23 protein-coding genes and 1 tRNA gene are annotated in these 23,249 nt (G+C 71.0%); 9 read left to right on the top strand and 15 right to left on the bottom strand.

Annotated elements, in window-relative coordinates:
• Window positions 1-386 precede the first annotated feature (386 nt).
• Window positions 387-1,508: a hypothetical protein gene (locus tag BJY16_RS07250; RefSeq protein WP_185038326.1), complete on the top strand. Its 1,122-nt coding sequence runs from the start codon at window positions 387-389 to the stop codon at window positions 1,506-1,508.
• On the opposite strand, the gene BJY16_RS07255 is transcribed toward BJY16_RS07250, so the two are convergent.
• Entirely contained in the window at window positions 1,503-2,276 is a 774-nt protein-coding gene (locus BJY16_RS07255; RefSeq protein ID WP_373873447.1) for a CPBP family intramembrane glutamic endopeptidase, read from the bottom strand. The two genes, BJY16_RS07250 and BJY16_RS07255, sit on opposite strands and share 6 nt — an antisense overlap.
• Before the next feature lie 117 nt (window positions 2,277-2,393).
• Here BJY16_RS07255 and BJY16_RS07260 point away from each other — a divergent pair, with 117 nt between their 5' ends.
• Window positions 2,394-3,503, top strand: a complete 1,110-nt coding sequence (locus BJY16_RS07260) for a globin domain-containing protein (protein WP_185038327.1) — start codon at window positions 2,394-2,396, stop codon at window positions 3,501-3,503.
• A gap of 131 nt (window positions 3,504-3,634) precedes the next feature.
• On the opposite strand, the gene BJY16_RS07265 is transcribed toward BJY16_RS07260, so the two are convergent.
• Window positions 3,635-5,167, bottom strand: a complete 1,533-nt coding sequence (locus BJY16_RS07265; protein WP_185038328.1) for a peptide deformylase — start codon at window positions 5,165-5,167, stop codon at window positions 3,635-3,637.
• A 372-nt stretch (window positions 5,168-5,539) separates the two neighbouring features.
• Here BJY16_RS07265 and BJY16_RS07270 point away from each other — a divergent pair, with 372 nt between their 5' ends.
• Window positions 5,540-6,256 (top strand): IucA/IucC family C-terminal-domain containing protein, encoded by a 717-nt coding sequence (locus BJY16_RS07270; RefSeq protein ID WP_185046314.1) that lies wholly within the window; start codon window positions 5,540-5,542, stop codon window positions 6,254-6,256.
• A 189-nt stretch (window positions 6,257-6,445) separates the two neighbouring features.
• Here BJY16_RS07270 and BJY16_RS07275 read toward each other — a convergent pair whose 3' ends face one another.
• Window positions 6,446-8,434 carry a DUF6311 domain-containing protein gene (locus tag BJY16_RS07275; protein WP_185038329.1) on the bottom strand — a complete coding sequence of 663 codons (1,989 nt, stop codon included), beginning with the start codon at window positions 8,432-8,434 and terminating at the stop codon, window positions 6,446-6,448.
• Between the two features lie 279 nt (window positions 8,435-8,713).
• On the opposite strand from BJY16_RS07275, the gene BJY16_RS07280 reads away from it, so the two are divergent.
• Window positions 8,714-9,427 carry a class I SAM-dependent methyltransferase gene (locus BJY16_RS07280; protein WP_185038330.1) on the top strand — a complete coding sequence of 238 codons (714 nt, stop codon included), beginning with the start codon at window positions 8,714-8,716 and terminating at the stop codon, window positions 9,425-9,427.
• Window positions 9,428-9,487: 60 nt separating this feature from the next.
• Here BJY16_RS07280 and BJY16_RS07285 read toward each other — a convergent pair whose 3' ends face one another.
• The 4 genes from BJY16_RS07285 to BJY16_RS07300 all read right to left on the bottom strand — a co-directional run bounded on the left by BJY16_RS07285 (window position 9,488) and on the right by BJY16_RS07300 (window position 13,166).
• Window positions 9,488-10,018 carry a YbhB/YbcL family Raf kinase inhibitor-like protein gene (locus tag BJY16_RS07285; RefSeq protein ID WP_185038331.1) on the bottom strand — a complete coding sequence of 177 codons (531 nt, stop codon included), beginning with the start codon at window positions 10,016-10,018 and terminating at the stop codon, window positions 9,488-9,490.
• 306 nt (window positions 10,019-10,324) lie between these two features.
• Entirely contained in the window at window positions 10,325-11,200 is an 876-nt protein-coding gene (locus BJY16_RS46950; protein ID WP_239177412.1) for a C40 family peptidase, read from the bottom strand.
• 237 nt (window positions 11,201-11,437) lie between these two features.
• A complete protein-coding gene (locus BJY16_RS48310) occupies window positions 11,438-12,049 on the bottom strand; it encodes a DUF4352 domain-containing protein (RefSeq protein ID WP_185038332.1) in 612 nt (203 codons plus the stop codon).
• 154 nt (window positions 12,050-12,203) lie between these two features.
• Window positions 12,204-13,166: an NAD(P)H-quinone oxidoreductase gene (locus tag BJY16_RS07300; protein WP_185038333.1), complete on the bottom strand. Its 963-nt coding sequence runs from the start codon at window positions 13,164-13,166 to the stop codon at window positions 12,204-12,206.
• 77 nt (window positions 13,167-13,243) lie between these two features.
• On the opposite strand from BJY16_RS07300, the gene BJY16_RS07305 reads away from it, so the two are divergent.
• Window positions 13,244-13,328: transfer RNA gene (locus tag BJY16_RS07305), tRNA-Ser, on the top strand.
• Window positions 13,329-13,381: 53 nt separating this feature from the next.
• On the opposite strand, the gene BJY16_RS07310 is transcribed toward BJY16_RS07305, so the two are convergent.
• The gene (locus tag BJY16_RS07310; RefSeq protein ID WP_185038334.1) at window positions 13,382-14,383 is read right to left on the bottom strand and encodes a PKD domain-containing protein; all 1,002 of its coding nucleotides are present in this window, start codon (window positions 14,381-14,383) and stop codon (window positions 13,382-13,384) included.
• Between the two features lie 48 nt (window positions 14,384-14,431).
• Window positions 14,432-14,875 (bottom strand): redox-sensitive transcriptional activator SoxR, encoded by a 444-nt coding sequence (soxR, locus tag BJY16_RS07315; RefSeq protein ID WP_185038335.1) that lies wholly within the window; start codon window positions 14,873-14,875, stop codon window positions 14,432-14,434.
• Between the two features lie 47 nt (window positions 14,876-14,922).
• Here soxR and BJY16_RS07320 point away from each other — a divergent pair, with 47 nt between their 5' ends.
• Together BJY16_RS07320 and BJY16_RS07325 are read left to right on the top strand one after the other, a co-directional pair.
• A complete protein-coding gene (locus BJY16_RS07320; protein ID WP_185038336.1) occupies window positions 14,923-15,576 on the top strand; it encodes a thiamine pyrophosphate-binding protein in 654 nt (217 codons plus the stop codon).
• 2 nt (window positions 15,577-15,578) lie between these two features.
• Window positions 15,579-16,448, top strand: a complete 870-nt coding sequence (locus BJY16_RS07325; protein ID WP_185038337.1) for a transketolase family protein — start codon at window positions 15,579-15,581, stop codon at window positions 16,446-16,448.
• Here BJY16_RS07325 and BJY16_RS07330 read toward each other — a convergent pair.
• Complete coding sequence (locus BJY16_RS07330) at window positions 16,440-16,853, bottom strand: hypothetical protein (protein ID WP_185038338.1); 414 nt, start codon at window positions 16,851-16,853, stop codon at window positions 16,440-16,442. The two genes, BJY16_RS07325 and BJY16_RS07330, sit on opposite strands and share 9 nt — an antisense overlap.
• A gap of 88 nt (window positions 16,854-16,941) precedes the next feature.
• Here BJY16_RS07330 and BJY16_RS07335 point away from each other — a divergent pair, with 88 nt between their 5' ends.
• Window positions 16,942-17,343, top strand: a complete 402-nt coding sequence (locus tag BJY16_RS07335; protein WP_185038339.1) for a PH domain-containing protein — start codon at window positions 16,942-16,944, stop codon at window positions 17,341-17,343.
• 27 nt (window positions 17,344-17,370) lie between these two features.
• Here BJY16_RS07335 and BJY16_RS07340 read toward each other — a convergent pair whose 3' ends face one another.
• Both BJY16_RS07340 and BJY16_RS07345 read right to left on the bottom strand, forming a co-directional pair.
• Window positions 17,371-18,279, bottom strand: a complete 909-nt coding sequence (locus BJY16_RS07340; protein ID WP_185038340.1) for a rhomboid family intramembrane serine protease — start codon at window positions 18,277-18,279, stop codon at window positions 17,371-17,373.
• A gap of 22 nt (window positions 18,280-18,301) precedes the next feature.
• On the bottom strand, window positions 18,302-18,826 hold the full coding sequence (locus BJY16_RS07345; protein WP_185038341.1) for a peptidylprolyl isomerase: 525 nt from the start codon (window positions 18,824-18,826) through the stop codon (window positions 18,302-18,304).
• Between the two features lie 130 nt (window positions 18,827-18,956).
• On the opposite strand from BJY16_RS07345, the gene BJY16_RS07350 reads away from it, so the two are divergent.
• Complete coding sequence (locus BJY16_RS07350; protein ID WP_239177410.1) at window positions 18,957-19,553, top strand: hypothetical protein; 597 nt, start codon at window positions 18,957-18,959, stop codon at window positions 19,551-19,553.
• Between the two features lie 6 nt (window positions 19,554-19,559).
• Here the strand turns inward: BJY16_RS07350 and eccB are convergent, their stop codons facing one another.
• The 3 genes from eccB to BJY16_RS07365 all read right to left on the bottom strand — a co-directional run bounded on the left by eccB (window position 19,560) and on the right by BJY16_RS07365 (window position 23,178).
• Window positions 19,560-20,780, bottom strand: a complete 1,221-nt coding sequence (eccB, locus tag BJY16_RS07355; RefSeq protein WP_185038342.1) for a type VII secretion protein EccB — start codon at window positions 20,778-20,780, stop codon at window positions 19,560-19,562.
• A gap of 9 nt (window positions 20,781-20,789) precedes the next feature.
• Window positions 20,790-21,917, bottom strand: coding sequence for a magnesium/cobalt transporter CorA (corA, locus tag BJY16_RS07360; protein WP_185038343.1), 1,128 nt, complete (start codon window positions 21,915-21,917; stop codon window positions 20,790-20,792).
• A 166-nt stretch (window positions 21,918-22,083) separates the two neighbouring features.
• On the bottom strand, window positions 22,084-23,178 hold the full coding sequence (locus BJY16_RS07365) for an aminotransferase-like domain-containing protein (RefSeq protein WP_185038344.1): 1,095 nt from the start codon (window positions 23,176-23,178) through the stop codon (window positions 22,084-22,086).
• Window positions 23,179-23,249: the final 71 nt, after the last annotated feature.

Consider the following 23,249-nt stretch of genomic DNA (forward strand, 5'->3'; position numbering starts at 1 on the left):
CGCGGCGCGGCGCGCCGCCGGCGGTCACCTTCCAGCCCCCACGGCCCGGGGCCAGTGCGGAAGGTCACCCCCAAAACCCCCTTTCCGGTACGACGGAGCGCCCCGCCCGAGTGCCGAAGACCACACAAGCCGCGGAGCCCGCAGCTCCCGAAGCCGAAAAGTCACCACGTCCGGCGACAAATCCGGAAAAGCCGCCCACTCGGAGAGCCGCCCGCACCCCGAAGCCCCCGGCAAAGGCACCGGAAGCAACGGCAGCCCCAGCCCAACCCACCGAAGTCCCCACCAAGGCGGCGGAGGCCCCGGCCCAACCCACCGAGATCCCCACCAAGGCGGCGGAGGCCCCGGCCCAGCGCACCGAAGCCCCACCCAAGGCGGCGGACGCTCCGGTGAAGGCGACTCCAGCCCCGGCGAAGAAGGCCGCCCCACGCGCCCGCACCGCCGCGAAGAGCGCCACCGTCGACTCGGCGACCAGCAACGATTCACCGGTTAAGCGGACCGCCCCGGCCAAGCGCGCCCGGAAGACCACCCCCGCCAAGGCAGTGGTCGCGCCCACCGCACCGGCGGATCAGCCGAAGACGGAAATGCCGGCCCAGACGGCGCCGACGGAGACGACAACCGCCGGACCGACAACCGACGCGCCCCAAGTGACCACCGTCGAGTCGCCCCCGGTGAGCGCCACCGAAACACTCCCGGTGAGCGCCGCCCAGACGCCGGCGGTAAGTGCAGCCCAGACGCCACCGGTAAGTACCGCCCAGACGCCAGCGGTAAGTAAGGAAAGCCTCCACCCCATCCCCACCCAGCCGACCCGGGCCACCCACCCGGTCACCCCGACCCCGGACCAACTGGCCGTCGACCTCTGGCCCCGCCTCCTGGCCGACCCCCGCAACGCCGCCAGACTCCTCGCCGAGACGGCCGTCCAGACCCTCGGCCCCCGGGCCGGCGCCTGGGCCGCCCACACCCGCTCGGCCTACCCGACCGCCACCCCGCAGGCGCTGGCCAGGCTGGCCACCGCCCGGTTCACCCGGACGGCGACGCTGCGCGGCGGCCTCAGCGCGCTCTCCGGCGCCTACGCCCCGGTCGCTCTGGTCGCGACGGCCTCGTTGACGCACGCCGAGCTGGTGCTGCACCTGGCTGCGGCGTACGGTCTCGATCCCACCCACCCGGACCGGGCGGCGGAGATCCTGGTCCTTCTCCCGGGTTACCGGGGTGGCGCGGTCTGGGCCGGTCTCCGGCTGGCCGACCGGGTGCTGCCCGGCACCAGCCTGCTCGGCGCGGCGCTCGGCGGCCACAACGCGGCGGAGGCGGTGGCGACCCGGGCGGAGCGGCGCTACGGCGGGTATGCCGGCCAGACAGCCCAACCCGCAGGCCAAGCAGCCCGCACCGTCGGCCAAGCACCCGAAACTGCCGGGCAGCCAGCCCAAACGGCAGAGCAAGCAGATCAGGCAGACCGAGCAGAGCAGGCCGGCCCAGCAGAGCAGGCAGGCCGGCGACCGGCCGGCCGCTCATAACCGGAGCCAGCTCAGCCAGGAGTCCGGCAGCAATTCGTAACCGACGAACGCGGTGATGTCGAGCAGGCTGTGCGCCACGATCAGCGGCATCACCCGTTTCGTCCGCAGGTAGAAGAGCGCGAAGATCACGCCCATCACCACGTTCCCGATGAAGCCGCCGAACCCCTGGTAGAGGTGGTAGGAGCCGCGCAGCACGGCGGACGCCGCGATGATCCACGCCGTGGACACCTCGAGCTGCCGCAGCCGGGTGATCAGGTAACCGACCACGAGCACCTCCTCCAGCACCGCGTTCTGGAGCGCGGAGAGGATCAGCACCGGCACCGCCCACCAGTACGGCTGCAGCGCGGACGGCACGATCTGCGCGCTGATCCCCAGCTGCAGCGCGGCGTAGACCAGCAGCAGCCCGGGCAGTCCGATCCCGGCGGCGAGGGCGACGCCCCAGCCGGTGTCGTAGCCGGGCCGGCGGAAGTCGATGCCCAGGTCGCGGCCGGGGCGCATGCCGTCGCGCCGCAGCAGGTACCACGCCAGGGCGACCGGGACCAGGTCGAAGAAGATGTTCAGCAGCTGGTAGGTCAGGTCCAGGTACGGCCGGGGCGAGAGCGGCGCGTTCAGCGTCGCGGTGTGGCTGGCCAGCGGCTTGCCGTCGGTGAGCGTGGCGGTCAGCCGGACCAGGGACCAGATCGCCGACTGCCCGAGGGACAGCAGCATGACGATGACGATCTCGGCCGGGTACGCCGATCGGGTGGACCGCTGTCCTTCTAGAGTCACGGCCCTAACTGTAGGGCGGGCCGAATTCGGCCATTTCGGCGAACGACGCGCCGGAAGACGTGACGAGTCGCACTTTTGGTGCGTCGTGTTCCCGACTGTGCTGACCACCCTGAATGCATGGGAGACCTCGCACGCTTGCTCAAGGAGAGCTGGAGCCTCGTCGAGGAACATCAGGACAAGGTCGCCGGATACTTCTACGCCCGTATGTTCCTGTCGCACCCCGACCTGCGCGACCTGTTCCCGGTGCAGATGGATGTGCAGCGCACCCGGCTGCTGTCGGCGATCGTCACCGCGGTGCAGACGCTCGAGGATCCCGAGCGGTTCGACGACTACCTGCGGGCGCTCGGCCGGGACCACCGCAAGTTCCACGTGCTGCCGGAGCACTACGAGGTGGTCGGCGGGGCGCTGATCGAGTCGATGCGGTCGTTCGCCGGCGAACAGTGGGGTGTCGAGTACGACCAGGCCTGGGCCGACGCCTACGCGGTGATCGCCAGCAAGATGCTGGCCGGTGCGGACGCCGATCAGAATCCCCCCTACTGGTACGGCGAGGTGGTCGCCCACGAGCGCCGCTCGCACGACATCGCGGTCTTCACCGTGCTCCCGTTGCAGCCGCTGGAGTTCCGCGCCGGGCAGTACCTGAGCCTGGAGGCGACTCCCTATCAACCGCGGCTGTGGCGCACCTACTCACCGGCGAACGCGCCGCGCCGGGACAACTCGCTGGAGTTCCACGTCCGGGCGCTGGGCGCCGGCTGGGTGTCCAGCGCGCTGGTCCGGCGGCTCAAGGTCGGCGACATGATCAAGCTGGCGGCGCCGATGGGCACCATGACCCTCGATCGGCGATCGACCCGGGACGCCGTCTTCGTGGCCGGCGGCACCGGGCTGGCCCCGGTGAAGTCGCTGCTGGAGGAGCTGACCCGGTACAACCGGACCCGCTGGGTGCACGTCTTCTTCGGCGCCCGGACCCGGGACGACCTGTACGACCTGGCCGACCTGAACCGCCTGGCCGCCCGCTATCCCTGGCTGTCGGTGGTGACCGCGTGCAGCGAGGACCCGACCTTTCCCGGCGAGCAGGGCAACATCTCGGACATCGTGGCGCGGTACGGCCCGTGGAACGAGCACGACTTCTTCGTCTCCGGTTCCGGCCCGATGGTCAAGGCCACCCTGAAGACGCTCGCCGAGCTGCAGGTCCCCCCCATGCGCATCAAGTACGACAGCTTCACCGACTAGCCGCCGGCCAGGGCACGAGGCGACCAGCCGCCGGCCAGGGCACGAGGCGACCAGCCGCCAGCCAGGGCACGAGGCGACCAGCCGCCAGCCAGGGCACGAGGCGACCAGCCGCCGGCCAGGCGACGAGCGGATCAGTAGTCCCAGGGCCGCCCGGTCTGCTGGTACTGCGTGATCGGCACCAGTTTCGCGTCCGGCTCCATCCGGTCCACGTACAACCGGCCCTCCAGGTGATCGATCTCGTGGCTGATCAACCGGGCCAGGGCCCGTTCGAAGACGGTCACCACCCGGGTCCCGTCGAAGCGCGCGTGCTCCACCTCGATCCGCAGCGGCCGGGCCACCATGCCGCGGTAGTCGAAGAACGACAGGCAGCCCTCGTACTGCTCGTCGCCGTCCCCGGACTCGCCGACCACCCGGGGGTTGAGCAGCACCACCGGCTCGACCTCACGCTCCGGCGGGCGGACCACGGCGGCCGCCACCGGCAGCCCGATCTGCGGCGCGGCCAGGCCCACCCCCTTGCTGAACTCGTGCAGGTCCTCCAGCTTGGCGAGCGAGGTGAGCAGCCGGGTGACGGTCTCCCGGGCGGCCGGGCCCTCGCGGGGCAGCTGGAAGTGACGGGCGCGCTGGCGGAGCAGGTCGGAGCCGCGCTGGATGATCCCGATGCCGAGCATCCGGTGCGAGGCGCGGGGCAGGGCGGGTGGCTCGGGCGGGCCGAGCTCGTCGTAGATCGGGGCGTCGGCGCCACGGAACCGCCACTCCAGGCGGTACCGGGCGTTCAACAAAGGCTGATCGGTGGACCACTCGAAAATGGCGCGACCTCCCTCGTTGCGGCGTTCCAGGGGACTGCGTACCGGGACCTCGGCGGCCAGCGACACCTCGACGCCCCAGACCTGGGGTTCGAAGCGCTGCGGGAAGTCCAGGCGGACAGTGAGCTGCCGGGTCGGCAGCCGGACGGCGCGCTGGAACCACTGGCCCCACTTCTTCTCGCCGACCGTGTAGGCGTACTCGATCGTGGTGCGTTCACCGGGGTAGAGCGGGAACTGCCCGCGCTCGTTCGCGAACAGCAGCCAGATCTCCTTGGCCGCGTCCCGGTCCAGCTTGACCCGCCACTGCATGGACTCGGCCGCGTCGCCCTCGCCGGCCATCGCGTGGACGTCCATCTCCTCGAAGGTGAGCGGGTTCTCCCGGTGGTGGCGGTTGGAGCCGGCCGGGTCGTTCGGGTAGCGGTCCACCGAGATCTTCACCAGGTAGCGCGTGACCGGCTCGACACCGGCGTTGTAGAGCGACCGGATCACCCGGCAGCGGTACTCACCGCCGAGGTAGGTGAGCTCGGCGATCTCCCGTTCCACCACCAGGCCGGTGCCGGGCGGCAGCCACTGGACCGGCACCGGCGGGTCGCGGTGCAGTGCCGAGCCGCGGGCGTGCCGGAGCTCGTCGTACTCCTGGAAGCGCTGCCAGATCGCCCCGCCGGCACCCAGCACCGCCTCGGCCCGGCGGGCGAAGTCCTCGGTCGGTTTGTGGCGGCGTCCTTCGACGTGGCTGACGTAGGAGGGATCGAAGCCCATGCGCGCGGCGAGCTGCTTCTTGGTCATTCCGCGCTCGACCCGCCATTGCGCAAGCGCCGTAACGAACTGATCTGCGGCCCTGTCAATGGGCGAGGTGGTCATCACGGATGTCCCCTTCGCGACGGCACCATCAGTGTCGCTGGCGTCGGGTATCCGGATGGGGCTAGTAGCGCGTTGCCGACAGGTACCTTGACAAAACCGGCATCATCGCAACGCTACGTTAGGTAAACCTTGCAGAGGGTATTCGCCCGAAAGATCCTACCGGAGATGTTGGTTAGGCTAGCCTTAACCGGGTACTCTCGGTCGCCTCGGGCCGTAGCCGCAGTGCCGGTCCGACCAGGGCGCCGGTCTGCCGACGGGAGCCGGGGCCACTGCAGGGAGCGGTGAGGTGGAAAAGCTGGTGAACGCGTGACCGCCACCCTGCTGCGCACCGGTGCCCACCCACTCGCTCCGGTCACCGCCACGTTGCACACCATGTTCGGCGGCGTTCAGGTCCCCGCACTGGCGCCCGGCCTGATCGTCACCGACCGCGCCGGCTGGATCCCGGCCACCGAGCTGTCCGGTCCGGCGCTGACCAGCCTACTGGAGTCGGCCGGCCGCCAGTGGGGCGCGCAGCCGCACGCCGCCGCCGCGCTCGCCTGGAAGTCGTACACCTACTGGCTGGCCCTGCCCGCCGTGCTCGGCTGGGCCTCGGCCCGGCGGGTCCCGCTGATCACCGCGGACAACGTGCTGATCAGCTTCGACCGCCCGGGCGTGCTGGTCCGGGTCGGGCTGCGCCCCGGGACCCCGGTCGCGGTCCTGCCCGACGATCCGCTGGCGCTCGGCGGCCACCCGGACGCGGTCGTCGTGCCGGACCAGAGCGCGCTGCTCGGCGAGTTCCGCCGGGCCGTCCTCGACGAGCACCTGACCCCGCTGCTGGACGCGATCCACGACCGGGTCCGGGTGGGCAAGCGGACGCTGCTCGGCTCGCTCGCCTCCGGCGTGGCCTACGGCATCCTGCGCTCGGCGGACGCCACGCCGGGCCGGTCCGCCGAGTCGGTCGGCCTGCTGCTCGGCGCGCTCGGCATCGGCGACCTGATCGAGCTGGTCCCGGGCGCCAACGGGCAGCTCGACGTGCAGCGCAAGACCTGCTGCCTGGCCTTCACGCTGCCCACCCCGAAACTCTGCCCGGGCTGCTGCATCAAGCCGTAAACCGGATTATCGGATTACCGCCGCACGGTTCCGTAATCCGGCATTCCCGCACGGCGCGCGATTTCCACGGTTGCGACGACGCTCCGGTCGTACCTCAGGCAAAGAAAAAGACGACCGCGAGGTCGGCGCGAACCTTGCGGTCCGCGGCCCCTCGAGATCGTCAGAGACAGCGCTTGACGGTACGACCCGTCAGCTGCTGGCCTCGGCGGTGAGCACCGCCTCCGGGTCGTCGACCAGATTGCGGACATCCCACATCCACAGGCCACCGGTCCACGTCGGGCGGAAGCCGAGCAGGTCGGACATGGCGCGGATCATTTCGATGTCCCGGGTCTGCGGGGTCAGCACGACCACCCCGGCTTTCCAGAAGCGCAGGTCGGCGAGGGTCATCTCGCGGCGCGCGTCGGTCACCTGGGGGGTCGGGTTGCCCTGCCGGATCGAGGCCATCAGCCCACTGGTCGGGCGCCACGGCGGAGCGAACGTCGCGGTGCGGTCGGTGGGGTCCTGCGGGTTCTCCACCGGCAGCAGCGCGTAGGCGCCGGCGATCCGCAGGTCCTGTCCGGTGAAGGCGCTCCACCGCAGCGGGTCCGGATAGCTGCTGTCCGGCAGCGGCAGGGTGACCATGGTGTGCTGGTCGTCGACGTAGCGCTGCCACGCGCCGGAGGTGACGAAGGCCGGCACCGGCTCCATCGGCACCGTGGCCAGCTGGGTCGGCACGATCGGGACCAGCGCCATCGCCACCGCGGTGATCATCGCGACCCGGATCGGGCCACGGGTGTGCGGCTGGGTGCGGATCAGGTCGGCGGCGCGCTGGCAGCCGAGGGCCAGCACGATGCCGACGATCGGCGCGATGGCCATCGCCCACCGGGTCGGGACCGCCGAGTTCAGCACCGGCAGGTGGTGCAGGAACGCCCAGATGCCGGGCACCTGGGTGTCCGCGCCGTCCAGGTGCACGCTGGGGCCGAGCGACATCGCGGCGAACAGCACCGCCAGCCCGCCCAGGGTCAGCACCGCGGCGCTGCGCCGCAGCCAGAGGATCAGCCCGAAGAAGAGGATGACCAGGCCCCAGCCGAAGAACGCGTTCTGCTCGGACGGGTTCTGCGCCAGGCGCAGCGGCAGGTCGCCGCGGCCGGCCACCGAGTGCGTGGAGTAAGCGGTGAACGAGCCGAGGTCGGCGCCGAAGGCCCGCACCGACTCGGCCAGGCCCTGGTACGACTGCGGGCCGAAGAACTGGACGCTCAACGGGTACGCCAGGACGGCGAGGGCGAGGACCGCGGCCACCACGAGCCCGCGCACGAAGGCGACCGCCTCGCCACGGTGCCGCCGGCGCCGGACCAGCCCGAGCACCACGCAGAAGACGCCGAGCCCGACCGCGGTCATGAACAGGATTTCCAGGTTGATGAACGCCTGCCAGACCAGCAGGCCGCCGAGCAGCAGGCCGTTGCGCACGGCCCGGCCGGGAACGCGCAGCTCCAGCGTCCGCCAGATGATCAGCGGGACCAGGAACTGGGAGACGATGTTCGGGTGGCCACCGGCGTGCGAGATCATGCTCGGCGCGAAGGTGCAGAGCAGCGCGCCGACCCAGGCGGCCAGCCGCGAGGTGACCAGGCGGCGGGCGAGCACCAAATACCATGAAGCACCGGTTAATGCCAATGCGCCGGTCAAGAATACGTTGAACGCCACATGCGGGCCGAAGAGAAGAGTGATGGGCGTCAGTGGCAACGAAACGGCCAACACCGAGGTGTTGGCCATCATGTTCACCCCATCGGGGTAATTCATGCGATCCGAGAAGAACGGATAAGCGCCATCCGTGAGCACACGAGCACCGTGCGCCAGCATCCACTCGAAGAAAGCCTGATCCTGTGGATCATCGCGCAACTCATGATCAAGATTGAGCCACAACGGGGCCGTGACGAAGAGCGCAACAGCCAGGAAACTTACTATTGCGAGAACGTCCTGCCAGGCGAGCGTGCGCCACACAGGACGGCGCCGGACAGGCTCCGTGGCCTGCTCTTCGGTCTTTTCCCCGGCGGGTGCGGCGGAGACCGGCGCCGCCGTGGCGATGCCGTCCTCAAGGGCGCGCAGCTCGGCGTCCAGGTCCTCGGCAGCGGTCACTTGGCGCGGCGGCAGAACGGTCTCACCGGTCGACTGGCCCGTCGAGTCAAAACCCGTAATCGTCATAGCATCGGCGAGCCTAACCGAGGTTGGGAAGAGTTCCACGATGAGCGCCCGCAGCGTGATAGAGACGATATGTACGCGTGTTTTCCGCGTGTCCGTGGATCACTCGCTCGCCAAGCGGTCGGCGGCGGGTAACCATCGAAGTCACCAGCACCGGCTATGTCTCAATCAGGCCAAAAAATCGGCGCCCCCGGGCGCTCAACTTTCGGATAGCGGCGGTAGATGGTTAACTTCTCCGGTCCCGCTGTCAGCTCAGATCGGCAAGATGAGGGAACCTCACCTATGGCAGACATCACTGGAGACCAGCGGATCCAGTCCGAAGTGCTCGAAGGCCTCGCCACGGCCGTGAACCACCGCCGGTGGTTCGTCGAGCTCGCTCTCCCATACCTGGGGAACAACCCCATCGAGATCGGCAGTGGTCTCGGGGACTACGCCATCGAGTGGGCCGAGCACCTTCCGCGGTTCACCGCGACGGAGGCCGACCCCGACCGGCTCGTGCTGCTCAAGGAGCGGATGGCCGAGCACCCGAACATCGAGGTGCGGCAGATGCTGCTCCCCGCGCAGGACGCCGCCGGGCAGTACAGCGCCGCCGTGTCCTACAACGTGCTGGAGCACATCGAGGACCACGTCGGCGCGCTGCGCAGCATGCGCGACCTGGTCCGCCCGGGCGGCCACGTGATCATCATCGTGCCGGCGTTCATGTTCGCGATGAGCCAGGTCGACATCGCCACCGGGCACATCCGGCGGTACACGAAGAAGACCCTGGGCGCCGCGTTCGCCGAGGCCGGCCTGGAGATGGAGAAGATCCACTACGCGAACGCGCTGGGTCTGATCGGCTACTACGGCGCGACCAGCATCTTCAAGCTGGCTCCGAAGGAGGGGCCGATGGTGAAGGTGTACGACTCGCTGGTGCTGCCGGTGACCAAGGCGGCCGAGCGGCTGGTCAAGCCGCCGTTCGGGCAGTCGGTCTTCGCGGTGGCCCGCACCCCGCGCTGACCCCACCCGCACAGCATTCGAGGCGCCGGCCAGCTGGCCGGCGCCTCGCTGCGTGCTCGGTCAGCCGCGGACCTCGAAGGTCGGCCGGATCGTGGCCCGGGCCAGGGTGTGGAAGGCCAGGTTGAACCCGACGTACGCGGGAGTCGCGTCCGGGGTCACCTCCAACCGGTCCACGTCGATCGCGTGCACCGCGAACACGTACCGGTGCGGGCGGTCGCCGGGCGGCGGCGCGGAACCGCCGTAACCGCGCTCGCCGTAGTCGTTGCGGACGCAGAACGCGCCGTCCGGCAACGGGTCGACGCCGCGATCGAGAGCGGTCACCGAGACCGGCAGATTGACCAGCACCCAGTGCCAGAAACCACTGCCGGTGGGTGCGTCCGGGTCGAAGCAGGTGACCACGAAACCACGCGTCTCGTCGGGGAAGCCCGACCAGGACAACTGGGGCGAGAGATTTTTGCCGCCCACGCTGGTGTGCGCGTACAGCTCGTCGAGCGGCTGCCCGTCCGTCACGTCCGCGCTGGTCACCGTGAAGGACGGGACTTGCGGCAGGAGGTCGTACGGATCGGGGGCCAGAGCTCGGTCAAGACTCATGGGGTCCTCCGGCGAAGTGGCTTAACTGATCTGGCTTTCCCACGATGAGCCGAGAGTAACCGCCGGACGTGTCGGCCGCCTTTCCCGAGTGTTGCGGGCCCGGGTCACCCGTCCGGGTAAACGCACAGGTGGTGCGCACCGCCGTCGTGGTGGTCGGCGATGCTTCTGTCAGACATCCGACCGGGTGCGTGCGGCAGAGATCCCCGTGCTCGGTTGCGATCGGTGGGCGACAGCGCGCCAAGCAAGCCGGCACCCGTCTCCTGGCGGGTGCCGGCTGCTGTCCGGCCCAACAGGGCCCGACAGCCGTCAGGAGCCGGGGATCCGCTCCACCCGGAGCCCGCGGTACATCTTCCGGTAGACCACCCCGGTCCGGTGGTTGCCGGCGTCGATCATCATGCCGCGGCCCATGTAGATGCCCACGTGCCCGCGCCCGACCACCAGGTCGCCCGGGCGGGCCTGGGCGCGCGAGATGCTGCGGGCCCGCGCCGCCTGAGCGCGGGACGAGTGCGGCAGCCGCATCCCGGCCCGGGCGTACGCCTGCCGGGTCAGCCCCGAGCAGTCGAAGCCGCTGCGGCCCTCGCCGCCGGTCACGTACCGCTTGCCGAGCTGCGACCGGGCGTACGCGATCACCGCGTTCATCCCGCCGCGGGCGTACCGCCGGACCGGACGCTCGACGGTTCGCCGGACCGTCTTGCGCACCATGCCGCGGTGCGACACCGTGGTCCGCCGCTGGGCCACCACGAGCCGCCGCTGCGGCGCCCGGTACGACCGGATGCCGCGGTCCTGCCGCGCGGGCGCCTCCCGGGCCACCCGGACCCCCGCGCGCGGGGCCGGTCGCCGGGCGGCCGGCTGGAGCCGAGTCGCCGGCGGTGCCGCCGGGCGCGCCCGCAACGGGGCCAGGGGCGCCGGCCGCACCGCGGCTGCCCGGCGCTGCATGGCCCGGGTCACTCGCGCGGCGGCCGACTGACGCTGCTGGTAGAGGCTCTCGTCGAGGCCACCGAGCGCGGCGATGCCACCGCCGGCCGGGGCCACGATTCCGCCGGAGAAGTGCCCGGAGTGCGGAGCCACCGGCTCCGGGTTCGCCGGCAGTGCGGGCGGGGCTTGAACCGCCTCCGCGCCGTGCTCGGCGGGGTCTACGGCCGGTGCGATGACGGCCAGCGCGAGAGCGCCGACGGTCAGCACGCGGCGAGTGGACGTACCGTGCAGTGTTGCCTCCGAAATCGGCCCGGGGCACTCACGCGAATCCCATCTTCAGCGCGACGCCAGGTGCGTCGCCGCGCTATTGCCGCCGTCGAAGGAAGGCAATGGGAACCCGGACAACTTTGTGTATTCCGTGGACCATGCCAACACACCTTGAAATACGGCGTGGCTGGATTCAGATAATTAATCCCCCGATCTCGAAAAGATAACGGGGCTCAGTCAGTCCGCGGTGGGCAGTGACATCCGGATCCCCGGCGTGGCCGACGACCCGTTCAGCGAGACCTCGCTGAGCTGGGCATTCTTCGGTACGTCGAACGGCAGGACGCCGTTCACCGAGGATCCCGGCTCGATCTCGTCGAGCAGTGTCGGACTGTCATCGTTGAGAAAAACCGCAGCCTCGTCGGCGACGGCGTACGCTGCACCGTTGGTGTCGTAGACCCGCTGTGCGGCGCTGTCGAACAGTTCCGGCTCCAAGCCGTTGTTGGTGACCCGCACGTCGAGCAGACAGAACTGCCCGGCGGCGCGCTGTTCCAACCCGTCCGGGCCGATCGCGGAGACGCCGCACCGCACGTTCCGCACCCGCATGCCGAAGCCGCCGGGCGCGGCGTCGGCCGGTCCGGCCGCGGGCAGGCCACGGATCACCGCGGGACCGCCGGCCGGCCGGTCGGCGGTGGCCACCGCCCAGATCCCGAAGGTGATCAGGGCCAGGGCGACGAACACGCCGCCGCCCACCCAGATCCGCGCCCGCCAGCGCAGCGCCCACTCGTCCACACCGTCGTCATCCGGGTCGAGCACCCGAATGGTCGTGGCACGGTGCGGTGTGTACGTCACGGCGTCCCCCAGCGAACGGATCCTCAGGCGCGGCCGAGGGTCGGACGCGCTGTCCGTCCATGCTGGGTTCGCCGCGGCCGGACACCGTCGCGACTCGCCGCAAAACCGACTTTATCGGCTATATCGCCGCGAGGATATTCCCTCGATCGGGTGATCAGCGGAGCAACACCAGCTTGCCGAGGTGGTCACTGGACTCCATCACGCGCTGCGCCTCGGCCGCCTCGGCGAGCGGGAAGGTGGCGTGGATGATCGGTTTCACCAGACCGGCCGCGACCAGCGGCCACACCTGGTCGCGCACGCCGGCCACGATCCGGGCCTTGTCGGCGACCGGACGGGCGCGCAGCGAGGCGGACCAGATCGTGCCGCGCTTGGCCATCAGCGCACCCAGGTCCAGCTCGGCGCGGGCGCCGCCCTGGAAGCCGATCACCGAGATCCGGCCGCCGGTGGCCAGCGCCTCGACGTTGCGCGCCAGATATTTCGCGCCGATGATGTCGAGCACCACGTCGGCGCCCCGGCCGTCGGTGACCTCGTGCACCACCTGGACGAAATCCTGCTCCCGGTAGTCGATGGTGTGGTCGGCGCCGAGCGCGCGCAGCCGCTCGTGTTTCGCCGAGCGGGCGGTGACCAGCACGGTCGCGCCCAGCGCCCGGCCCAGCTGGACGGCGAACGTGCCGATCCCGCTGCCGCCGCCGTGCACCAGGAACGTCTCGCCGGCCCGGAGCCGGTCGTGGGCCACCACGGTGGACCACACCGTGCAGGCCACCTCGGGCAGCGCGGCCGCTTCCACCAGGGAGAGTCCGACCGGCACCGGCAGCAGCTGGCCGGCCGGCACCGCGACCCGCTCGGCATAGCCCCCGCCGGCCAGCAGCGCGCAGACCCGCTCGCCCACGTGGTGATCGTCGACACCCGGCCCGAGCGCGCTGACCACCCCGGAGCACTCCAGCCCCGGATAGGCCGGGGCGCCCGGCGGGGGTGGGTAGTGCCCCTGGCGTTGCAGCAGGTCAGCCCGGTTCACCGCGGCGGCGGTGACGTCGATGACCACCTCGCCCGGGCCCGGCTGCGGGTCCGGCGCCTCGGTCCAGCGCAGCTGTTTGTCCTCGATCACGATGGCGTGCATGGGATCGACTTTGCCGCACGGGTCCGACACAAACGACAGCCCGCCCGGAACGTCTGGCAGACTGGAGCGGCACCACGGGAGGATTCGCCTAGTGGCCGATGGCGCCGGTCTTGAAAACCGGTATGGGGAAACTCATCGTGGGTTCGAATCCCACATCCTCCGCAAGCCTGTGAGCAGCGCGAAGGCCCGGCATCCGCCGGGCCTCCGCGAGCCGGTCAGCCGGTCAGGCTCACCCGCTTGCCCACCGGGGCGTAAACGTTGCCGACCTTGTCGATCGCGGCGTACCAGACGATCAGCGAGCCCTTGGCCGGCGCGACCACCGGCTTGAAGGACCACGTGCCGTTCGAGCCGGCCCGGACGATGAAGGCCTTGGCGTTCTCCGCCGGTCCCTTCACCCACTTCTTGCCGTTGTAGTAGTACTCGGTCCGGCCGTGCACCTGGGCCAGCCCGACCGCGGCCAGGTGCAGGCCGGAGGCCTTGTCGCCGACGGTGCCGCGGACGGTGCGCCAGGACGACGCCTTGGACTTCTTCGCCGGCGTGGTGACGGTCATGTAGGGCCGGGTCAGGTCCGACTTCACCGCGACGCTGCCGACCGCGCGGGCGGCCGAGTCGCCGTTCTCGTCGGCGAGCGTCACGGTCACCTGCTGGGTGCCGGCCTTGGGGTAGGTGTGCACCACCCGGGTGGTGGTCCGGGGCACCTCGCTGACCGACCCGTCGCCCCAGCCGATCTTCACGGTGTCGGCGGCCGCCGGGACGCCGCTGAGCGCCAGCGCCGTCGCCTGGGTGCCCTCCGGGCCGCTCCACACCGTGCCGACCAGCAGCTTGTACGTCCCGCCCACCGCCGCCACGGTGACCGTGTCGCCGTCGGTCACGGTGCCGGCGCTGTCCCCGTCCAGGTCGGTGATCGCCACCTTCACCGGATAGCTGCCCGGGGTGGCATAGCGGTGTGCCAGGCTCACCGCGTCGCCCATCGGCTCCTGCGTGCCGTCGCCCCAGTCGACCTGGCGGTTCTGCACCGAGTCGTCCTCGTCGCCGGTCAGCGACAACTGGGTCAGGGTGACCGCCTGCCCGGCGAACACGCTGCTCGCCCCGAGCTGGTAGACGCCCTCCGCCGGGGCGCCGGCGGCGTGTGCCGGGGCGGCCAGCCCGGCCGAGAGCAGGGTGCCGAGGCCGGCGGCGAGCAGGGTCGCGGGGCGGCCCGGTCGGGTGGTGCGCATGGATCTCCCTGACGGGGTACGACGATGGGGGTCGCCCCGGAAGATCGGTCAGTCCCGCGGCGGGTTGAGGATCATCTGCGGACCGGTGCCGCGGGTCGCCAGCCGGTCCCGCGGGTTGATCAGGTGGCACCGCTGCAGCGACAGGCAGCCGCACCCGATGCAGCCGGTCAGCTGGTCGCGCAGCCGCTCCATCATGGCGATCCGCTCGTCCAGCCGGTGCCGCCAGTGGCTGGACAGCCGGGACCAGTCGGCCTTGGTCGGCGTCCGGTTCTCCGGGAGCTCGGCGAGCGCCTCGCGGATCTCGTCGAGCGACACCCCGACCTGCTGCGCGATCTTGATGAACGCGATCCGGCGCAGGTCGGCCCGCTCGTAGCGGCGCTGGTTGCCGCCGGTGCGCGCGGCGTGCAGCAGGCCCTCCCGCTCGTAGTAGCGCAGCGCCGAGGGCGCCACCCCGCTGCGGGCGGCCATCTCGCCGATGGTGAGGGTCTCCATCCGCTCCCCTTGAGTTGAAGTGAGCTTCAAGTTGCAGCCTATCCGACATGACCGTCACGATGCTGCGACGCCTCACCGGCGACGAGAAACACGCGCCCAGCGCGCACTCCACTGTGGATGTGCTGCGGGTCCTCTACGAACGGGTGCTGCGGGTCAGCCCGGAGACCGCCGACGCGCCGGACCGCGACCGGTTCCTGCTCTCCAAGGGGCACGGGCCGGCCGCCTACTACGCGGTGCTCGCCGACCGCGGTTTCTTCCCGGACGAGTGGCTGGACACGATGGGCCGGTGGCACAGCCGGCTCGGCACCCACCCGGACCGGGTGTTGATCCCCGGCGTCGAGGTGGGCACCGGCTCGCTCGGGCACGGTCTCGGGCTCGCCGTCGGCACCGCGCTCGGCCTGCGCGCCCAGGGGTTCGCCGAGGCCCGGACGTTCGTGCTGCTCGGGGACGCGGAACTGGACGAGGGGTCGAACCACGAGGCGATCGCGTACGCCGCCGCGATCCGGCTGCCGCTCACCGCGATCGTGATCGACAACCGGTCGGCCACGCACGGCTGGCCCGGCGGCATCCCGGCGCGCTTCCCGGGCTGGTCGGTCGCGCTCGTCGACGGGCACGACCACGACCAGATCGAAAGAGCCCTTTCGGTACGGCGTGAGCAGCCGCACCTAGTCGTCGCCGCGGTCGAGGCGAAGTGGAGCTGATCATGCGAGAGACCTTCGTGGCGACCACCACCGCACTGCTCGACGAGGACCCGCGGACCGCGCTGGTGCTCGCCGACATCTCGGCCGACGTCTTCGCCCCGGCGCTGCGCCGGCACCCGGACCGGGCGCTGAACGTGGGCATCCGGGAGCAGTTGATGGTCGGCGTCGGCGGCGGGCTGGCGCTCACCGGGATGCGGCCCTACCTGCACTCCTACGCGCCGTTCCTGATCGACCGGGCCTACGAGCAGATCAAGCTGGACCTCGGGCACCAGGACACCGGCGCGGTGCTGGTCAGCATCGGCGGGTCGTACGACGCGGCGGCCGCCGGCTACACCCACCAGTCCCCCGGCGACGTCGCCCTGCTCGACACCCTGGACGGCTGGACCGTGCAGGTGCCCGGGCACCGCGACGAGGTCCCGGCGATGCTGCGTACCGCGGCCCGGCACGACGACCGGGTCTACATCCGGCTCGGGCTGCAGGAGAACGCGCGGGCGCACGCCGACGCCGGGCGGCTGCGGGTGCTCCGGCGCGGCGGGCCGCTGGTCCTGGCGGTCGGGCCGATGCTCGACCAGGTGCTGGCCGCCACCCGCGACCTGGACGTGACGGTGGCCTACACCAACACCCCGCGGCCACTGGACGTCGAGGGGCTGCGCCTGCTCGCCGGGGCCGAGGTGATCCTTGTCGAGCCGTACCTGGCCGGGACCTCCGCCCGGCTGGTCAGCGAGGCGCTGAGCGGCATCCCGCACCGGGCGCTGCACCTCGGCGTGGGCCGGGCCGAGATCCGCGATTACGGGACCTGGGCGGACCACGCCCGGGCGCACGGACTCGACGCGGCCGGTCTGCGCACGTCGATCACCGCGTTCCTAGGCTAGGAAGACGTCGCGCAGCACGCCCTCGAAGCGCCACACCGCCTCGGTGTCGGCGAACTTCATCCGGAACCGCTCGCGCACGCCGTCCACCGCGGTGGCCGCCATCTCCAGCGCCGGGCGGGTCAGGTCGGGGCGCCAGGTGACGTTGCTCAGGTGCCGCAGGTTCGCGTTCAGGTGCAGGCGCAACCGGTGCAGCACCGGCGTCTTCTGGATGACCACGAGCCGGCGCCGGGTGAGCAGCAGCAGGTGGTCGCCGGAGAGCGGGGCCTCCGGCCGGGTGCACCGGGCCACCAGGACCGCGTCGTCGTCCGCATCGACACAACGCTCGACGATCGGGAGGTGCCGGCTGGGGATGACCACGCCAGCTTCGGTGGTGGCGGGAAGGAACGTACGCGAGATCACGTCCATGACCTGATTAACGGCCTGTGAACGGGGCAGGCAGCGGCCTGAGCTGCTGAATAAGGAATTACAGCGGTCGTGCTGCCATAGTGTCCCCATGCAGTGGCGTGTGCGACCGGTGTTGCCGGTCACCAAGCTGATAGGTGCGGTCGCCGTGGTGGTGCTGGCCGTCGCGTTCGGGGGCGGCGACCGGCTGCGCTGGGTGGTGGCCGCGGTGGTCGCCCTGGCCCTGCTCGTCTGGGCGCTGCGCGACCTGGTGGTCCCGATCCGGCTCGCGGCCGACGCGGACGGCGTCACGGTGGTCACCGGGTTCGCCCGCCGGCGGCGGCTGAGCTGGTCGCAGGTCGAGCGGGTGCGGGTGGACCGGACCACCCGGCGGGGCCTGCGCAGCGAGCTGCTGGAGATCGACGCCGGTGACGCGGTCTACCTCTTCGGCGCGCACGAGCTGGGCGCCATGCCGGAGGACGTGGTGACCGAGATCGCCGAGCTGCGCGCTTAGCGCGTACGCCACAAGGCGAATGTGATCCTAATTGAGGATCTGGACGGTGCGGGCGATCGCGACGGCGACCAGGACCACGAACAGGATCGAGCAGCCGATCACCTGTTTCGCGGTGCGGTGCGGCAGCTTGGCATAGGCCAGCACGACGGTGGCGGCGGCGCCCGCGGCCAGGCCGCCGAGGTGGCCCTCGACCGAGATGCCGGGCAGGGCGAAGGTGTAGATCAGGTTCATCACCAGCAGCGGGACCAGCGAGCTGATGTCCAGTGCCAGCCGCCGGTTGACGATGATGATGCCGATGACCAGGCCGAAGGTCGCGGTGGAGGCGCCCGCCGCGGGGATGTAGGGCTCCTGCAGCGCGTAGACCGCGACGTTGCCCCCGAAACCGGCCAGGAAATAGAGCGCCAGGAACCGCGCCGGGCCGAACTTGGCCTCCAGGTAGCTGCCGATCTGCCACAGCAACATCATGTTGAGCAGCAGGTGGAGCGCGCCGTAGTGCACGAACATGGCGGTGACCAGCCGGTACCACTCGCCGGCCGCGATGCCGTGCCAATCGCCGCCGTAGCGCGCGTAGCCCAGCACCTCGAACGCCCTGGTGACCCGGGTCGGGGCGCCGCCGGTGTTGAAGAAGCCGCCGGCGCCGGCGATCGCACGCAGCCCGCCGAAGGCGACCGAGACGGCCATCACCAGGAAGTTGAGCGCGATGATGGACCGCACCGCGTAACCGGCGCGGCCAGCGACAAGGCTCCCGCCGAAGGCGGTGCGCGCCTGCCGCTGGCTACGCCGTCCGTCCTTGACACAGTCCGGGCACTGGAAACCGACCGCCGCGTCGTTCATACATTTCGGACAGATCGGTTTCTCGCACCGGCTGCATCGGAGCATGGTCTCCGTGCCCGGGTGTCGATAGCACACCGGTGACGTGGACGGAGCCTCACTCATGGCACCAAAGGTACCGTGCGGGTCAGGCCCGCTCGATCTCCACCCGCTCGATCACCACGTCCTCACGCGGCCGGTCGCCCGGGCCGGTGGGGGTGTTCGCGATCGAGTCCACGACCTTGGCCGACTGCTCGTCGGCGACCTGGCCGAAGATGGTGTGCCGGCGGTTCAGGTGCGGGGTCGGGCCGACCGTGATGAAGAACTGCGAACCGTTGGTGCCGGGGCCCGCGTTCGCCATCGCCAGCAGGTACGGCCGGTCGAAGGAGAGCTCCGGGTGGAACTCGTCGGCGAACTGGAAGCCCGGGCCGCCCCGGCCGGTGCCGGTCGGGTCGCCCATCTGGACCATGAAGCCGGCGATCACCCGGTGCGAGATGGTGCCGTTGTAGTACGGACCGTTGCCCGGCTGACCGGTGCGCGGGTCGGTGTACGCCTTCGTGCCCTCGGCCAGCTCCACGAAGTTCCGGACGGTCGCCGGGGCGTGGTCCGGGAACAGCTGAAGCCGGATCGGACCGTGGTTGGTGTGCAGGGTGGCGTAAATCGTCTCGGCCACGGGTACTCCCAACTGCGTTGAATGGGAACTGCCTCGTCAGTCGGATCCTCCCCCATGTGACTGATCCGGCCGCGCGGGGGTACCCGAGAAGGCACCATGAGCTGGGAGAAACCACAGGAGGTGGGCACTGGTGTTCGCAACGATGCGCCGCAAGCGCCGGAGCGCGAAGATGCGCAACGAGCTCGGGCAGGGCGTGGATCACTTCAAGCGCGCCGCTTCGATCGCCGCTCAGGAGACCACCGCGACCGTCGGGCCCCGGCTCAACGCCGCGGTCGAGCGGGTCCAGCCGGCCGCCGGTAAGGCGAAGGACGCCGCGTCGCAGAGCTGGGACAGCGCCCTCGCGGCCCTGACCCCGCTGGTCGCCGCGGCCACCGACACCGCGCGGCAGGCCGGCAAGACCGGCAAGAAGGTCAGCAAGAAGGAACTCAAGGAGCAGCGTAAGCGCGCCGACAAGCTGCAGCGCAAGGCGGCGAAGGCGACCGGCCGCAAGAAGGGCCGGGGCAGCAAGCTGGCCGGGTACGCGCTGCTCGGCACCGCCGTCGGGATCGGCGCCGCGTGGTACGCCAGGCGGCGCAGCGAGGCCCAGTGGGAGGAGTACGACGCCGCCCCCAACCCGGCGCCGGCCGGTGCGGACGACGCCGCCTTCGAGCCGCTGGAGCCGACCGTCTACACCACGGCGAACGGCACCTCGACCGAGCAGGCCGGGAAGACCAACCCGGCGAAGTAGGACAGCTCAGCGCCGGCCGGCCCGCTCCCGATCCAGGAGCGGGCCGGCCGGCAGCTGTGCGAGCAGCTCGGCCGGCACGGTGACCGGGCGCACCCCGGGGTAACCGAGCCGGGTCAGCAGGTCGCCGCTTGCCAGCGGGTAGGCCCGCCCGGTGTCGGTGACCACCTGGACCGGGCCGGCCGGCGAGGTGACCACCGCGCCGTGGCCACGAGGCACGTGCACCGGGCCGGCGTCCGGGACCGCCGGGTTCAGGCGTACGGTGGCCGGCCCGTCCGCCGGGCGGGTGACGCAGGCCCGTACCGGAAACTCGGCGATCGGAGGAACCACGGCCGGCAGGCCGGCGGCGGACCGCACGCCCCGATCGGACGGCCGCAGCCCGCGGAATGCCGCGCCCACTGCGATCGGCGGCCCGAGCAGCCGGGCCTGCAGCTCGGTGACCGCCGCGATGCCGTCGCCCAGCACCACCGCGAACTGCCCGGCGGAATCGGTGAGCACCTCACCCACCCAGCGGCCGGGCAGCGCCGACGCGGTGCCGGCGGCGGGCACCTCGGGCGCGATCAGATCCGGACCGGCCGGCACCGCGTCGATCCAGCCGGTGGCGACCGGGCCGGGCGTGCGGCCATACCAGCCGAGGGCGCGCAGCGTGGCGTCCACCCGGTCCGCGGGCAGCTGGAACCGGTGGCCGGCGTGCACCAGGAAGGTCCGGCCGGTCGGGTCGCGGACCAGCAGTGCCTGCTCGGCGACGGTCCCGCCGGTCGGGGTCGTCCCGACCAGCACGGTGCCCGCGCCGCCCGCGGTGCAGACCGTCCAGGCGCCGTCCAGCAGCTTCCCGGCGAGCGGCAGGTCGTCCGGGGCGTCCGGGATGCCGAGTGTCCCGCCCAGCGGCACCCCGGCCAGTTTCCTGGTCGACACCGCTTTGACCCGCGGGCTCTCCGCGGCGGCGAGCAGCAGGCCGGAGGTGTAGTTGAGGATCGGGTGCAGGCGGCGGTCGGACTCCAGGTAGACGTAGCGGGCGCCGGAGTGCCGGTCGAGCAGGATCGCGGTCGGATCGGTCGGCTCGGCCAGGGCCGCGCCGGTGACCATGCCGTAAGCCGCCAGGACGCCTGCGGTGAGCGCGGCGATCAGGACCCCGGTCAGCACCACCGGAGCGGGCCGGCGCAGTGCCGGGTGGGGCGGGTCCGCGTCGTGAGCGATCAGGGCGCCGGTCAACCGTTCCAGGTCGGACACCCGGTCACTTTACAGCCAGCCGTTGCGGCGGAAGGCCCGATAGAGAACGACGGTGATCACTGAGAGCAGGGCCACCAGGCCGGGATAGCCGTACTGCCACTTGGTCTCCGGCATGTACTCGAAGTTCATCCCGTAGACGCCGGCGGCGGCGGTCCACACCGTGGCGATACCGGCCCAGGCGGCGATCTTGCGCATGTCGTTGTTCTGGTCCACGGTCACCTGGGCCAGCCGGGCCTGCAGGATCGAGTTGAGCAGGTCGTCGTAGGAGGAGACCTGCTCCACCGTCCGGGTCAGGTGGTCCTGCACGTCCCGGAAGTAGCGGCGGATCTCCTTGGGCACCACGCCCTGGCTGGCGATGATCCCGGAGAGCGGCCGCTGCAACGGCACCACCGCCCGGCGGAACTCCACCAGCTCCCGCTTGAGCTGGTAGACCTGCTGGATCGGGGCGCTCTTGTCGCGCGAGAAGACGCCCTCCTCGATCAGGTCCAGGTCCGCCTCGACCTGCTCGGCCACCTCGAGGTAGTGGTCGACGACGCGGTCGGTGACCGCGTAGGCCACCGCCCACGGGCCCTGCTCCAGCAGCTGGGCGCGCTGTTTCTCCAGGTCGGCGCGGACCGGCGACATCTCGGACGCGTCGCCGTGCCGGACGGTGATCACGAACCGGTCACCGATGAAGATCATCATCTGGCCGGTCTCGACCACCTGGGAACTCTCGGTCAGCTCCTGGTGCGGCACGTACCGCGCGGTCCGCAGCACCAGAAAGTGCACGTCGCCGAACTGCTCCAGTTTGGGCCGCTGCTCGGCCTTGACGGCGTCCTCGACGGACAGCTCGTGCAGCCCGTAGGTCTGCGCGATGGTCGTCATCTCGTGCTCGGACGGCTGGTGCAGGCCGAGCCAGACGAAGGCGTCGTCGCGCCGGCGGGCCTCGGCGAACGCCTGGTCCGGGGTGAACGCGCCGGGAATCCGCTCGCCGGCCACGTAGACCCCGCAGTCGACCACCGCGGAGCCGTCCGGACCGGCCTCACCGGACTGCTGACCGGCGTCCGTGGAGCCGAGGAAACGGTTCATCGCCCGGGCCGCCCAGGCCTTGGACAACGGCCGGCCACGACCCCACGTGGTGTTCTCGCGGTCGCTCATGCCAACCTCCCCCGGTTGTCCCCGACAAACCAATCGAGGCTACTTCGTCGGGGAGGCGGGGAGTACGGCCGGGCGGGCCGCCGTCGGTCGGCGGGGGGTCAGACCATTCGCGGCCCACCCGGACGGTTCCTGTGTTCCCCGAACCGCCCGGGCGGAAACGCGTGACTCAGGCGCGAACCTCGTCGATGGCCGCGGCGAGCCGCCGGACGCCCTCGTCGATCTGGTCCACGGTGACCGCGGAGTAGGCCAGGCGCACCGAGCTGTGCCCGCCCTCCAGCAGGAAGTCGCTGCCCTTGACGATCGCGACACCCTTCTTCATGGCCGCCGGGAAGAGCTTGTCCACGTCGACGTCGCCGGGCAGGTCCACCCAGAGGAAGTAACCGCCGTCCGGCTCGGTGAAGGTGGCGCCGGGGATGTGCTTGCGGATCGACTCGGCCAGCACCTTGGCCCGTTCGCCCAGAGCCGAGCTGACCTTCTGGACCGACTTCTCGATGTCGCCGGAGACGCAGAACTGGTGGACGATCGCCTCGGAGACCATGCCCGGGGAGATGTAGAGGTTGGTCGCCTTCTTCGCGATCGCGTCGATCAGCGCGGCCGGGCCGACCAGGTAGCCGACGCGCACGCCGGGGCAGACCGTCTTGGTGAAGCTGGAGGCGTGCACCACCAGGTTGTTCGTGTCCATCGACAGCATCGAGGGCAGCGGCTCGCCACGGAACCGGATGTCCACGTACGGGTCGTCCTCGAAGATGATGAACTCGTACTGCTCGGCCAGCGCGAGCAGCGCCCGGCGCTTCTCCGCGGAGAGGGTGAGACCGGCCGGGTTCTGGTAGTTCGGGATGATGTGCGCCAGTTTCGGGCGGACCCCGGACTCCAGCAGCGTGCGCAGCTCGTCGATGTCGATGCCGTCCGGCCGCAGCGTCACCTGGTGCACCTTGGCGCCCAAATTCTGCAGGTTGAGCAGCGTGCGGTCGTAGGTCGGCTTCTCCACGACCACGTCGTCGCCGGGCTGCACCAGGTGGCCGAAGAGGAACGCGTCGGCCTGCAGCGAGCCGTTGGTCACGATGACCTGATCCGGCGAGACACCGTGTTTGTCGGCGATCCACTTCCGCAGCGGGAGGTAACCGACGGACGTGCCGTACGCGGTGACCCCGGCCGGATCGGCGTCGAAGGCACGGGCCGCGGCGGCCTTCAGGCCCTCCACGTCGACGATGTCCAGCGACGGAGCACCACGGGCGAACGAGATGAGCTGCTCTGCGGTCATGGTGCCAGCTTAGAAGTGAACGGTGGGTATCCTTCCGGGGCACACCCCTTTTCCACTTGGAAGGACCCACC

It is taken from the genome of Actinoplanes octamycinicus, assembly GCF_014205225.1.
Taxonomy (GTDB): Bacteria; Actinomycetota; Actinomycetes; order Mycobacteriales; family Micromonosporaceae; genus Actinoplanes; species Actinoplanes octamycinicus.

What these genes read in the sequence shown, in the direction of transcription:
- BJY16_RS07260 (WP_185038327.1), top strand. Translation starts at nt 2,394, where the DNA reads ATGGGAGACCTCGCACGCTTGCTCAAGGAGAGCTGGAGCCTCGTCGAG.
- BJY16_RS07265 (WP_185038328.1), bottom strand. Translation starts at nt 5,167, where the DNA reads ATGACCACCTCGCCCATTGACAGGGCCGCAGATCAGTTCGTTACGGCG.
- BJY16_RS07270 (WP_185046314.1), top strand. Translation starts at nt 5,540, where the DNA reads ATGTTCGGCGGCGTTCAGGTCCCCGCACTGGCGCCCGGCCTGATCGTC.
- BJY16_RS07275 (WP_185038329.1), bottom strand. Translation starts at nt 8,434, where the DNA reads ATGACGATTACGGGTTTTGACTCGACGGGCCAGTCGACCGGTGAGACC.
- BJY16_RS07280 (WP_185038330.1), top strand. Translation starts at nt 8,714, where the DNA reads ATGGCAGACATCACTGGAGACCAGCGGATCCAGTCCGAAGTGCTCGAA.
- BJY16_RS07285 (WP_185038331.1), bottom strand. Translation starts at nt 10,018, where the DNA reads ATGAGTCTTGACCGAGCTCTGGCCCCCGATCCGTACGACCTCCTGCCG.
- BJY16_RS07300 (WP_185038333.1), bottom strand. Translation starts at nt 13,166, where the DNA reads ATGCACGCCATCGTGATCGAGGACAAACAGCTGCGCTGGACCGAGGCG.
- BJY16_RS07310 (WP_185038334.1), bottom strand. Translation starts at nt 14,383, where the DNA reads ATGCGCACCACCCGACCGGGCCGCCCCGCGACCCTGCTCGCCGCCGGC.
- soxR (WP_185038335.1), bottom strand. Translation starts at nt 14,875, where the DNA reads ATGGAGACCCTCACCATCGGCGAGATGGCCGCCCGCAGCGGGGTGGCG.
- BJY16_RS07320 (WP_185038336.1), top strand. Translation starts at nt 14,923, where the DNA reads ATGACCGTCACGATGCTGCGACGCCTCACCGGCGACGAGAAACACGCG.
- BJY16_RS07325 (WP_185038337.1), top strand. Translation starts at nt 15,579, where the DNA reads ATGCGAGAGACCTTCGTGGCGACCACCACCGCACTGCTCGACGAGGAC.
- BJY16_RS07330 (WP_185038338.1), bottom strand. Translation starts at nt 16,853, where the DNA reads ATGGACGTGATCTCGCGTACGTTCCTTCCCGCCACCACCGAAGCTGGC.
- BJY16_RS07335 (WP_185038339.1), top strand. Translation starts at nt 16,942, where the DNA reads ATGCAGTGGCGTGTGCGACCGGTGTTGCCGGTCACCAAGCTGATAGGT.
- BJY16_RS07340 (WP_185038340.1), bottom strand. Translation starts at nt 18,279, where the DNA reads ATGAGTGAGGCTCCGTCCACGTCACCGGTGTGCTATCGACACCCGGGC.
- corA (WP_185038343.1), bottom strand. Translation starts at nt 21,917, where the DNA reads ATGAGCGACCGCGAGAACACCACGTGGGGTCGTGGCCGGCCGTTGTCC.
- BJY16_RS07365 (WP_185038344.1), bottom strand. Translation starts at nt 23,178, where the DNA reads ATGACCGCAGAGCAGCTCATCTCGTTCGCCCGTGGTGCTCCGTCGCTG.